At 67.2% G+C, this 10,372-nt stretch carries 8 protein-coding genes and 1 tRNA gene; 3 read left to right on the top strand and 6 right to left on the bottom strand.

The features are described 5' to 3' along the window. From ACESMN_RS12265 to aroB, 6 genes are all read right to left on the bottom strand, one after another. Positions 1 to 76, bottom strand: a tRNA-Ile gene (locus ACESMN_RS12265). Between the two features lie 45 nt (positions 77 to 121). Continuing rightward, positions 122 to 2,026, bottom strand: a complete 1,905-nt coding sequence (gene rpoD, locus ACESMN_RS12260) for an RNA polymerase sigma factor RpoD (protein ID WP_373053888.1) — start codon at positions 2,024 to 2,026, stop codon at positions 122 to 124. Between the two features lie 257 nt (positions 2,027 to 2,283). Then, positions 2,284 to 4,068, bottom strand: a complete 1,785-nt coding sequence (dnaG, locus tag ACESMN_RS12255) for a DNA primase (protein ID WP_373053887.1) — start codon at positions 4,066 to 4,068, stop codon at positions 2,284 to 2,286. 58 nt (positions 4,069 to 4,126) lie between these two features. Next, entirely contained in the window at positions 4,127 to 5,899 is a 1,773-nt protein-coding gene (locus ACESMN_RS12250) for an AAA family ATPase (RefSeq protein ID WP_373053886.1), read from the bottom strand. A 10-nt stretch (positions 5,900 to 5,909) separates the two neighbouring features. Next, a complete protein-coding gene (locus tag ACESMN_RS12245) occupies positions 5,910 to 7,073 on the bottom strand; it encodes a deoxyguanosinetriphosphate triphosphohydrolase (protein ID WP_373053885.1) in 1,164 nt (387 codons plus the stop codon). 13 nt (positions 7,074 to 7,086) lie between these two features. Continuing rightward, complete coding sequence (aroB, locus tag ACESMN_RS12240) at positions 7,087 to 8,184, bottom strand: 3-dehydroquinate synthase (protein WP_373053889.1); 1,098 nt, start codon at positions 8,182 to 8,184, stop codon at positions 7,087 to 7,089. Between the two features lie 155 nt (positions 8,185 to 8,339). Between aroB and rpsU the strand changes: the two genes are divergently transcribed. The 3 genes from rpsU to hemE are packed head-to-tail and all read left to right on the top strand — an operon-like array spanning position 8,340 to position 10,152. Beyond that, positions 8,340 to 8,555, top strand: coding sequence for a 30S ribosomal protein S21 (rpsU, locus tag ACESMN_RS12235; protein ID WP_373053884.1), 216 nt, complete (start codon positions 8,340 to 8,342; stop codon positions 8,553 to 8,555). Positions 8,556 to 8,580: 25 nt separating this feature from the next. Continuing rightward, the gene (locus ACESMN_RS12230; protein ID WP_373053883.1) at positions 8,581 to 9,039 is read left to right on the top strand and encodes a GatB/YqeY domain-containing protein; all 459 of its coding nucleotides are present in this window, start codon (positions 8,581 to 8,583) and stop codon (positions 9,037 to 9,039) included. 57 nt (positions 9,040 to 9,096) lie between these two features. Further along, positions 9,097 to 10,152: a uroporphyrinogen decarboxylase gene (gene hemE, locus ACESMN_RS12225; RefSeq protein ID WP_373053882.1), complete on the top strand. Its 1,056-nt coding sequence runs from the start codon at positions 9,097 to 9,099 to the stop codon at positions 10,150 to 10,152. Positions 10,153 to 10,372 lie beyond the last annotated feature (220 nt).

Raw genomic sequence — 10,372 nt, 5'->3', positions numbered from 1 at the left:
TGGTGGGCCCGGCAGGACTCGAACCTGCAACCAAAAGATTATGAGTCTTCTGCTCTAACCATTGAGCTACAGGCCCCGATGACCGAGCAACCCCGGATTGGGTCCGGGGTTGTGTCCGAGCTTACTCGAGATCCATGTAGGTTCGCAGCAGCTCCGCGCGGGTGGGGTGGCGCAGCTTCCGCAGGGCCTTGGCCTCGATCTGCCGGATACGCTCGCGGGTCACGTCGAACTGCTTGCCGACCTCTTCGAGGGTGTGGTCGGTGTTCATGTCGATCCCGAAGCGCATGCGCAGGACCTTCGCCTCGCGCGGCGTCAGGGTCGACAGGATCTCGCGGGTCGCCTCGGACAGGCTCTCGCGCGCGGCCGAGTCGACCGGGGTCGTCACCTTCTCGTCCTCGATGAAATCGCCGAGATGCGAGTCCTCGTCGTCGCCGATCGGGGTCTCCATGGAGATCGGTTCCTTCGAGATCTTCATCACCTTGCGGATCTTGTCTTCGGGCATCTCCATGCGCTCGGCCAGTTCCTCGGGCGTGGCCTCGCGGCCCATCTCCTGCAGCATCTGCCGGGAGACCCGGTTCAGCTTGTTGATCGTCTCGATCATGTGCACCGGAATGCGGATGGTCCGGGCCTGGTCCGCGATCGACCGGGTAATGGCCTGGCGGATCCACCAGGTCGCGTAGGTCGAGAACTTGTAGCCGCGGCGGTACTCGAACTTGTCCACCGCCTTCATCAGACCGATGTTGCCCTCCTGGATGAGGTCCAGGAACTGCAGGCCGCGGTTGGTGTACTTCTTCGCGATGGAGATCACCAGACGCAGGTTCGCCTCGACCATCTCCTTCTTCGCGCGGCGGGCCTTGGCCTCGCCGATGGACATGCGCCGGTTGATGTCCTTGATCTCGGCGATGCTGAGGTTGGCCTCCCGCTCGATGTCCAGCAGCTTCTTCTGCAGGCGCACCACGTCATCCGCGATCAGTGCCAGCTGTTCCGTGTACCTGCCCTTCGCCTTCTTCGCCTGGTGGATCCAGGTCAGGTTGGTCTCGTTCTTCGGGAACGAGTCCAGAAAGGTCTTGCGGGGCATGTGCGAGTCGACCACGACCAGCTTCATGATCTGGCGCTCGTGGCGGCGGATCCGGTCGATGGTGTTGTGCAGGTTGGAGGTCAGCTCGTCGACCACGCGCGGCACGAGCTTGAATTCCATGAAGTAACGGGCGGTTTCTTCCCGAGCACGGGCATAGGCCTCGTGATCCCCCCGGTCGCAGGCCTCCTGAGCGGCCTGGTGCAGCTCCGCGAGGCGCGCGAACCGGACCCGGGCCTCCTCCGGATCGGGACCCGTGTCCTCGACTTCCTCTTCGTCATCCGAGTCGTCGTCGGAATCGCTGTCGCCGTCGTCGCCGGTATCGTTTGCCGCCGCCGTCTTGGTGGCTCCCGCCGGGACGGCGCTCGCCGGGCCAGGAGTCGCTGCAACGTCCGCGGGATCCGCAAGGCCGCGTGCAACGGCCTCGCCATCGGCGACGTCCGGGTTGATGAAGGAGACCACCACATCGGTCAGGCGGCCGTTGTTCTCGACCAGGCGGCGATACTGCGCGAGCAGCTGGCTGATCGCCGACGGATGGTGTGCGAGCGCGAACAGGACCTGCATCAGGCCCTCCTCGATGCGCTTCGCGATGCGGATCTCACCCTCGCGGGTAAGCAGTTCGACCGTGCCCATCTCGCGCATGTACATGCGCACGGGGTCGGTGGTGCGGCCGAAGTCGCTGTCGACGGCGGCCAGTGCTGCCACCGCATCCTCGGCGTCCTCGTCGGTGGAGACGCTGCCGTCGGCGAGGAGCAGGGTGTCGGCGTCCGGTGCCTGTTCATGGACCGCGATGCCCATGTCGTTGATCATCGCGATGATGTCTTCGATCTGCTCGGAATCGATGATCGAATCCGGCAGGTGATCGTTTACCTCGGTATACGTCAGGTAGCCCTGTTCCTTGCCCTTGGCAATGAGCTCCTTGAGCTGTGACTGCTGCTCTTCACGATTCATCGCGTGTGTACTCCGAGGATAATGTCCAAAAATCGAATCTCTTAGTATAGCAGAGAATACTGATTTTGCAGTTGCGAAAGGCTGTGGTATGGGCAGGCGCGGGCGTTTCCATTCCTGGCTGATGCTCACCCTGTCGGGAGTATAGTTCGCACATAGGATTCCGATCGCCGGATGCCGACTCGACCGCTCATCGGAAGGATTGGGTCGCGCTCTGCGGATTCAACCGGCGATTCCGATTGGACGCTGGAAATCGGCCGTTATTCCCGGGGTTCGTCCGGCCGGAAATCGCACGCGAGCAGCGACTGAAGGCCTCGGAGTTCCGCCCGTTCTTCCTCGCTCAGCGGCCTGTCCACGCGGGCGGACAGGTCGCGGATGCGTTCACGGCAGTGTTCCCGAAACAACCTGTTGGCGCTATCGAGTGCCACGCGTCGCGAAAGTTCCGCGTCCTCCCCGCCAAGGGACTGCCCGGCGAGCGACATCAGACGGGCGAAGTAGGTCTCTTCGCGAAACTGCTCGAGCAGGCGTGCGGTGGTGATTCCGGGGTTCGCCCGGATCCGGTCCAGGATCGCGCCGAGGATCTCGGGCCCACGCCCGCCGGCCGACCGCAGCCGTTCCAGGGCCGGATCGCGCCAGTCCTCCTGCGGGCATTGAATCACGCGCGCGAGCAGGGCCGTCCAGAGATGACTCGCGCCCTGTCCCGGGCGATCCTGCCTCGCGGTGCGGATCCTGGCCTGCGCCGGTGCGGCCCTGTCGGGAGCGTCGGCCGACTCGCCGAGCATCTCGAGGATCTGTGCGCGGGGCGTCCGGGTGTGTTCTGCAACGAGATCGCAGAGCTGGGTCCGGAACAGCGGGTCGGCCACCGTGCGGATCAGCGTCACCGCCGCGTGGGCGCACTGGCTGCGGCCCTCGGCGGTTTCCAGCGGGTAATGCTCGCCGAGCAGGTGCATGAAGGTCTCGGAGAGCACGGAGCTGCCGGCCAGGCGCCGTTCCCAGCCTTCCAGGCCCTCGTGGCGCACCAGGCTGTCCGGGTCCTCGCCTTCGGGCAGGAACAGCATCCGGACCTCCCGCATCCCCTGGATTACCGGCAGGGCCTGCTCGAGCGATCGCCAGGCCGCCCGCCGACCCGCCGCGTCGCCGTCGAAGCACAGGACCAGGCGGGGCACCTGCCGGAACAGCAGTTCGAGGTGACCGCGCGTCAGTGCTGTGCCCATGCAGGCGACCGCGCGGCGAAAGCCGGCCCTGGCGAGGCCGACCACGTCCATGTAGCCCTCCGTGACCACCAGTTCAGCGAGCCGGGTCTCGGCGCGCCGCGCCTCGTACAGCCCATAGATGGTGTGCCCCTTGTGGAAGACCGCGGACTCCGGACTGTTCAGGTACTTGGGCTCTCCGGCCTCGATCAGCCGGCCGCCAAAGCCGATCACCCGGCCCCGGCGATCGCGGATGGGGAACACGATGCGCGCGCGAAAGCGGTCGCGGAGGCTGCCGTCGTCCCGGCGCGCCGCCAGCCCGGCTGCGAGCAGGGTCTCGGTGCCGAAGCGGTTGCCGAGCGCGCGTGCCAGGGTGTCGGCCCCGGCCGGCGCCCAGCCGAGCGAGAAGTCCCGCGCGGTGCTGCCATCGATCCCGCGCGCCTTCAGGTAGTCGATCGCGGCCGGGGTCTGCCTGAGCTGGTCGACATAGAAGCGGGACGCCGCCGCCAGTGCCTCCAGCAGCGGCGCCAGAGACTCGGTGTCCGGACCCGTGGATTCCCGGGGAACCTCCAGGCCTGCCCATTCGGCCAGCTGGTCGATGGCCTCCGGAAAACTGAGGTTCTCGTACTCCATCAGGAAGGTGACGGCGGTTCCGTGGGCCCCGCAGCCGAAGCAGTGATAGAACTGCTTCTGCGGCGAGACGTAGAAGGAGGGGGTCTTCTCTGCGTGAAACGGGCAGCAGGCCGAGAATTCGCTGCCCGATTTCTTCAATGACACATGGCGCTGGACCAGCTCCACGAGATCCGTGCGCTCGAGCAGGTCGTCAATGAAGGGCTGGGGGATCCGTCCTGCCATCACTTGCCAGGGCTGGTGCGGTCGCCACCTGCGCCTTCGGCTGCGGTACGGGAGGCGTTCAGCGCTGAATGTCCTGGACGGATCCCAGGGAACGGATCCAGGGCTCGGTGGCGCGTACCGCGGCGGGCAGATTCTCGAGGGCCTGTTCCGCGCCGGAGCGGGCGGCAAAACTGCCCGCCAGGGCCACGACGAAGTCACGTCCGTTGGAGCGGGTGGGAACGTAGCGGATCCCCGTGAGCTGGTGCTGCTCGACAAACCGGCGCGCACCGTCGAGGTCCGGGGCGGCAATCAGCTGGATGGTCAAGTTGTCCGGGCTCTGGCGCGCAAGCCATTCACCGTCCTGGACAAGATCTGATGCCGTGGGCGCCGGCTCGGCCGCTGGGGTTGCGGGGCTCCCCGGTGCCTCGGAGGCGGTGGTCGCAGGCTCGGGGCGCGGCTCGGGTTCGGGTTCCGGCGCGGGTTCGGGTTCCGGCGCGGGTTCGGGCTCCGGCAAGGGTTCGGACTCCTCCGGGGATGACGGGGCGGGCTCGGGGATCACCGGGGCATCCGGCGTTTCAGGGAGTGGCGGCTCGCGTGGTTCCGGCTCGGCGGGCACCCAATCGTCGAAGGGCACCTCCACCACGTCCTGGTCGTCAGGCCCGTCTGCACTGGAAGCGGGCCCGGGAGCCTCCTCTGGGGCGACCGGCAAAGGCAGCTGCACGGTGGTGCTCGGTGGCGCCTCCGGGCGCTCGAAGAGATGGCGTGCAAACGGTGCCAGTATCAGGAAGGCCACTACCCCCGCCACGACCGGTACGAACCAGCTTCGGCTCCAGAACGGTACCCTGTCCTGATCCGAATCCGAGGACTGCTGTTGCCAGCGGCCCGTGTACGGATCCCAGTCGTCTTCCGATGCTGGTTCCTGTTCCCGCTGATCGGCCGCCTGCAGCGAGTCGCGCCGCCCGATCGGCCTGAGATCCTCCGGCGGTTCATCCGGCGGGTCCCCGGTCACGCCCAGCGGGGGCATGCCGCGCGCGAAGGCCGCCATCCGGTCGTCACGCAAGGGTTCCGGCTCCGGTGGCGCTTCTTCTTCCTCGCCCCGGCGTGCCCGGCACAGTCGTTCCAGCCAGGCGTTCGCCTGATCGTTCAGCGCACCCGGCAGCCCCTTGCTGGCCGCCTGCAGGTCGGCGATCGCCTCCTCGGTGAGGATTTCGCCCGGGTCGGCCATGCCGGCCGCACGCAGGCGGTGGGTGAGATACGCGGCTGTCTGTTCCAGGCTGAAGGGGCGCAACGTGAACCGGGCGATCTGGTGGTCGTCCGACGGACGCAGTTGCAGGCGGCGGCGCAGCAGGACCTGGTCGCCGACCAGCACCAGGCGCGGGGCGCGGCCTTCCACGCCCAGGATCTCTCCGCGCATGCGCAGCAGGATGTTGATGATGTCCATGCCCAGCAGGTGGGCGTCGTCCACCGCGATCACCGGGTCGAAGCCCGCGCGGATGCGCTCGCTCATCAGGTCGCTCAGGGCTCGGTCGGGATCGTCGTGACCACTGGCCTGCAGGTGGCTGCGGATGGTGAAGTCGACAGCCTCGAAGCGGGTGTTCATGCGCGCCCGGAACGCGATCAGCTCGAAGTTCTCGGGCAGGGAACCGAGCAGCCGCATCAGTTGCATGCTGCGGCCCGAGCCGATCTCGCCCGTGATCAGCAGGATCGCCCCGGACATGTCGATCGCCTGGCTGGCGGCAGTCACCGTGTCCTCGATCAGGCTGTCGGTGTAGATGAAGTTCTCGCTCGGCAGCGCGTCGAACGGGGCTTGCTGCAGCCTCAGCTCGGCCAGACAGTCGGGTTGCAGGGACATGGCGGCGGACTCAGATCAGTGTGCGCAGGTCGAAGACACGCTGGTGTTCGTGGATGGCGAAACGGTCGGTCATCCCGGCGATGTAGTCGGCGACCCCCCGCGCGAGACCGTGTTCGTCGGCCTCGGCCAGCCGCCGCACATGCACCTGGAAGTGCTCGGGCAGCAGCTTGGTGTCCTCCATGAAGGCGAAGAACAGGTCGTTCACGATGCGTTCCGCCTTGACCGTCATCCGGTATACCCGATGGTGATGGTACAGGTTCTGACGCAGGAAGCGCTTGAGTTCCCGATTCTGGCGTGCGGTCTCCGGGCTGAAGCGGATCAGCGGTTCGGGGAAGCTCCGGACCGCCTCCAGGCTGTCGACGCCAGCGCCGCGCAGGGCCTCGCGGCTGGCCGTGATCAGGTCGGAGGCCAGGGTGTCGATCATGCGCCGCACGGTCTCGTGGCGCACGCGGCGGGCCTCGAGGCCCGGATAGCTTCGTTGCACCTGTTCATGCCGGACCCGGAACAATTCGACTTCGCAGAACTGCTCCATCGTCAGCAGGCCCGCGCGCAGTCCATCGTCGATGTCGTGGTTGTTGTAGGCGATCTCGTCCGCCACGTTGGTCAGTTGGGCCTCGAGACTTGGCTGACGGCCGTTCAGGAACCGCTCGGCGACCGGCCCGAGGCGGCGCGCATTGTCCGGCGAGCAGTGCTTCAGGATGCCCTCGCGGGTCTCGAAGGTGAGGTTCAGGCCATCGAACTCGGCGTAGTGCTGCTCCAGCAGGTCGACAATGCGCAGGGACTGCAGATTGTGCTCGAAGCCGCCGCGATCGCGCATGCAGTTGTTCAGTGCCCGCTGACCGGCGTGGCCGAAGGGCGTGTGCCCGAGGTCGTGCGCCAGCGCGATGGCCTCGGTGAGGTCTTCGTTCAGCCCGAGCGCGCGAGCGCTGGAACGCGCGATCTGGGCCACTTCCAGGGAGTGCGTGAGGCGATTCCGGAACAGGTCGCCCTCGTGGCTGACAAAGACCTGCGTCTTGTATTTGAGGCGCCGAAAGGCCGTGCTGTGCACGATGCGGTCACGGTCGCGCTGGAATTCGCTCCGGTGATTCGGGGGCGGCTCGAGATGGCGCCGTCCCGCCGAACACTCGGCAACCGCCGCGTACGGCGCGAGCCGCGGCGCGACGACGGGGCTCATTCCCGCTGGCGACTCAGCCGACACCGGTTGCCCGGCTGGAGGTGACGGGCAGAGTGGCCTCCAGCGCCTCCGGTGGAAAGTCGGCAGTGACCACCGCCGCGCCAATCGCCTGCAGCAGGACGAGACGCAGCCGACCGTTCACCACCTTCTTGTCGATGGCCATCAGCTCGCGGAAGCGTGCGGCGTCGATCTGCTCCGGTGGATGCAGTTGCAGACCGGCCCGGGCGATCAGCGACTCGGCGCGTTCCCTGTCTGCCGGGTCCAGCCAGCCCATCGCCTCGGACATCCTGGCGGCCATGGCCATGCCGGTGCCGACCGCCTCCCCATGCAGCCATTCGCCGTAGCCCATGCCCGTCTCGATCGCGTGCCCGAAGGTGTGGCCGAGGTTCAGCAGCGCGCGCCGTCCGGACTCGCGTTCGTCGGCGGCAACCACCTCCGCCTTGCAGGCGCAGGAACGGTGGATGGCCTCGATAACGATCTCCGGTTCGAGCGCCAGCAGGCGTTCGATGTTTACCTCCAGCCAGTCGAAGAAGCCGGCGTCCTGGATGAGCCCGTACTTGATCACCTCCGCCACCCCGGCGCGCAGTTCGCGGGCCGGGAGCGTCCGGAGGGTGTCGATGTCGATGATCACCGCGCGGGGCTGGTGGAAGGCGCCGATCATGTTCTTGCCGAGGGGATGATTGACCCCGGTCTTGCCGCCCACGGAGGAGTCCACTTGCGAGAGCAGGGTGGTGGGCACCTGGATGAAGTCGATGCCACGCTGGTAGATGGCCGCGGCGAACCCGGCGACGTCGCCCACCACGCCGCCTCCGAATGCGATCAGGGTGGTCCCGCGGTCGAGCCGCGCCTGCAGCATGCGTGTAAGGATCGACTCCACCGTGGCCAGGGTCTTGAAGCGTTCCCCGTCCGGGAGGTCGATCCAGGTGAAGTCCTGGCCGTCGAGCAGGGCCCTGAGACGGTCGCCGTGGAGCGGCGCCACCGTCTCGTTGCTGACCACGACCAGGCGCTGCCCGCGCAGGTGCGGCCGCAGCACCTGCGCCTCGCGCAGCAGTCCCTCACCCACATGAATCGGGTAGCTTCTGGAACCGAGCTCGACGTTCAGGGTCTTCATGGCAGGCATGATAGCGTGACCCTCGCGGGCTGCGTAGGCGGTTTCGTGCTTTTTCTTGGAAAGGCTTTGATCTATCATTGCGGGTTTCGTCTGCTGCCTGGCCGTTGCCGGCCCCGACCGGCGCGCACATTCAACAAAGTTACCATGGAGAATTTATGCCCCACGTTCGAGTACGCGAAAACGAGCCCTTCGAAGTCGCGCTGAGGCGCTTCAAGCGCACCTGCGAAAAGGCCGGTGTGGTGTCCGAGGTCCGCCGCCGCGAGTTCTACGAAAAGCCCACCACCGAGCGCAAGCGCAAGGCGGCGGCGGCCGTGAAGCGTCAACTCAAGCGGAATTCCCGTGACATTACCCGCCGCGTGCGGATGTACTGACCCCCCCTGCTGCCCGGGGCCCTCGATGTCGCTGAAAGACCGGATCGGCGAGGAGGTGAAGGCCTCGATGCGTGCACGTGACCGGAATCGGCTCGGCGCGCTGCGACTGGTTCAGTCCGAAATCAAGCAATTCGAGGTCGACGAGCGCCGCGAGGTGGACGATGCCGCGGTGCTGGCGATCCTGAACCGGATGCTCAAGCAGCGCCGCGACTCGATCGAGCAGTACCGGCGGGGAGAGCGGGAAGACCTCGCGGCCCGCGAGGAGGCGGAGGTTGCGGTCATCCGGGAATTCCTCCCCGAACCGCTGGCACCCGAGGCCGTCACGGTTCTGATCGAGCAGGCCATCGCGGAGTCCGGCGCCACCGGCCCGAAGGACATGGGCCGGGTGATGGCCATCCTGAAGCCTGTCCTTCTGGGGCGCGCCGACATGGGCGAGGTGAGCCGCCAGCTGCGCGCGCGGCTGCACGGCCCGGCCGGGGGCTGAGCCGGCCATCCTGGCGGTGGCCCGGCTGCGCCGGCCACAATCAAGCGGACGACAACGATGACCGAGCTGGCCAACGACCGATTGCTGCGCGCGCTGATGCGCGAGCCCGTGGATCGCACCCCGATCTGGATCATGCGCCAGGCGGGCCGCTACCTTCCGGAATACCGCGCGACGCGTGCCCGCGCGGGCAGCTTCATGGATCTCTGCCAGAACCCGGAACTGGCCTGCGAGGTCACCATGCAGCCGCTGGCGCGCTTCCCGCTCGATGCGGCGATCCTGTTCTCTGACATCCTGACGGTTCCGGACGCAATGGGGCTCGGTCTCTATTTCGAGACGGGCGAGGGACCGCGCTTCCGTGACCCGGTGCGGTCGCTGGATGCCATCGAACGGCTGCCGGTTCCCGATCCGGAGCAGGAGCTGCGCTACGTGATGGACGCCGTGCGCCTGATCCGGCGCGAACTGAACGGCGCCGTACCGCTGATCGGCTTCGCGGGCAGCCCCTGGACGCTGGCCACCTACATGATCGAGGGGGCAACCTCGCGGGACTTCGCGGAGACCAAGCGTCTGCTCTATGGTGAACCGCAGGCAATGCACGCGCTGCTCCAGAAGGTGGCGGCGGCGGTGTCGGCCTACCTCCGGGCGCAGATCCTCTCGGGCGCGCAGGCGGTGATGATCTTCGACACCTGGGGTGGTTCGCTTACGCCGCGGCATTACCGTGAGTTCTCGCTGGCCTACATGCAGCGAATCATCAGCGAACTTCCCCGTGAACACGAGGGCCAGCGGGTCCCGGTGATCCTCTTCACCAAGGGTGGCGGTGCCTGGCTCGAGTGGCAGGCCGATGCCGGCGCGGATGCCCTGGGTCTCGACTGGACCATCGACATCGCGGAGGCGGCCCAACGGGTTGGCGATCGGGTGGCGCTCCAGGGCAATCTGGATCCGTCGGTGCTCTACGCCGGCGACGAGGTGGTCCGGGCCGAGGCGACGCGGGTACTGGATGGCTTTCCGCTGCCGACCGGCCACGTCTTCAACCTCGGCCACGGGATCCATCCGGGCATCGATCCCGACCGGGTCGCGACCCTGGTCGAGACGGTGCACCGTTACCGCGGCGGCTGAACAAGCCCCGTGGCAGCGGCTTCCAGCCGCGCTGCCGATGCCGGTGCCGATCGCGGCCAGAGGCCGCTCCCACGAAGCCCAGCCCCCGAGTCACTGGGTGTGGTGTAGGAGCGGCTTCCAGCCGCGATGCCAAGGCCGATGCCGATCGCGGCCAGAGGCCGCTCCCACGGGTTCCAGCCCCAGGTCACTGAGTGTGGTGTGGGAGCGGCTTCCAGCCGCG

This window comes from Thioalkalivibrio sp. (genome assembly GCF_041690275.1).
Classification (GTDB): Bacteria; Pseudomonadota; Gammaproteobacteria; order Ectothiorhodospirales; family Ectothiorhodospiraceae; genus Thioalkalivibrio.
Note: the sequence above shows the minus strand (reverse complement) of the source record. Positions and strands in the feature narration are given on the sequence as shown.

Excerpts from the sequence above, each read along its gene's own strand:
- ACESMN_RS12245 (WP_373053885.1), bottom strand. The coding sequence starts at position 7,073 with ATGAGCCCCGTCGTCGCGCCGCGGCTCGCGCCGTACGCGGCGGTTGCC.
- aroB (WP_373053889.1), bottom strand. The coding sequence starts at position 8,184 with ATGAAGACCCTGAACGTCGAGCTCGGTTCCAGAAGCTACCCGATTCAT.
- rpoD (WP_373053888.1), bottom strand. The coding sequence starts at position 2,026 with ATGAATCGTGAAGAGCAGCAGTCACAGCTCAAGGAGCTCATTGCCAAG.
- hemE (WP_373053882.1), top strand. The coding sequence starts at position 9,097 with ATGACCGAGCTGGCCAACGACCGATTGCTGCGCGCGCTGATGCGCGAG.
- ACESMN_RS12250 (WP_373053886.1), bottom strand. The coding sequence starts at position 5,899 with ATGTCCCTGCAACCCGACTGTCTGGCCGAGCTGAGGCTGCAGCAAGCC.
- dnaG (WP_373053887.1), bottom strand. The coding sequence starts at position 4,068 with ATGGCAGGACGGATCCCCCAGCCCTTCATTGACGACCTGCTCGAGCGC.
- rpsU (WP_373053884.1), top strand. The coding sequence starts at position 8,340 with ATGCCCCACGTTCGAGTACGCGAAAACGAGCCCTTCGAAGTCGCGCTG.
- ACESMN_RS12230 (WP_373053883.1), top strand. The coding sequence starts at position 8,581 with ATGTCGCTGAAAGACCGGATCGGCGAGGAGGTGAAGGCCTCGATGCGT.